The sequence below is a fragment of the Photorhabdus akhurstii genome, assembly GCF_018448925.1.
GTDB classification, from domain to species: Bacteria; Pseudomonadota; Gammaproteobacteria; order Enterobacterales; family Enterobacteriaceae; genus Photorhabdus; species Photorhabdus akhurstii.
On sequence record NZ_RCWE01000093.1, the window covers coordinates 1 to 1,050 of the forward strand.

1 pseudogene is annotated in these 1,050 nt (G+C 62.7%); it reads right to left on the reverse strand.

What is annotated here, in order from left to right:
- Positions 1-1,050 (reverse strand): annotated as a pseudogene (locus tag EAE93_RS23865) (DNA primase); the annotation flags it as partial.

Genomic DNA, 1,050 nt, shown 5'->3' on the forward strand with positions numbered 1-1,050 from the left:
GCATCACCGGCCCTTTCACCGTGTACTGTTTGGTGACCAGATTCCCGCTGGCATCGTCTTTACCGGTGCTGGCAATGGTCAGTTCGCCGTCGCTTTGTAACAGCTTGAGGGCATAGGCGGCCTGCCGCACTCCTTCTTCTTCCGCTATCGCCAGTATCTTGTGCTGGAGATTGGTTTCCCCCAGATAAAACAGACTCTGGCCGGTCATGGCGCTGTATTGCAGCCGTTCCTCTTCCGGTATCAGATTGAGGACCGCATCCATTAAGCTGCTTTTCCCTGCCGCCGAACTGCTTTGTATCAGCACCGCCAGCGGACGCTCCAGCTTGCGACTGACGGCGGCTAAGTAACCGGCCAGCAGGTTAGTGGATTCGCCCACCACGCCACAGGCGGCTAAATCAGCGGTGATGCGCTCGCTCAGTTTCGGGTCTTGCAGCAGCGCCAGCGCCGCGGCCCGCTGGTCCTCGCTCAGTTCGGGAACCGGCGGGGTTTCGGTTTGCTCACTGACGCCGGCCTGTTGACACTGCTCCAGTACCAGCAACACCTGCCCCAGCGCCCGGCGCAGGTCACCTTCGGCCAGCCCGAGTTCGGTGGCGGCCAGCCGCGCATACCCGCCCCGGCTGCGGGCGCTCATCATGTCCACGCTGTCGGCGAACATCACGCCGCTGTCGGTATCAACGACCTGAACATTCACTTTCATCACTGCCGCCCCGGCTTTCACCTGTGACAGGCCCCGGATACCCCACTGTTGTGTGCCCAGCGTCAGGGATATCTCGCCGTTAGCGCCGGTTTCCCAGACCACATTGGGCATTGACGGCAACGCGGCTATTCCGGCGGCTAAGGCGCTGACCGTTTCCGGCACCGGAACCGGCTGATGTTCTGCCAGCGCGGCCCGCTCTGTGGCGGTGGTGGCCTGTACCTCTGCTGCATCCTGCATCGACACGGCACTGTCCAGCAACAACCCGAAGGCCCGTTCCGGCTCGGCGACCTGACACAGATAGCCGTTGGCATCCATGCCCTCGGGGAACACCACCCGGAACACGGCGATACCGG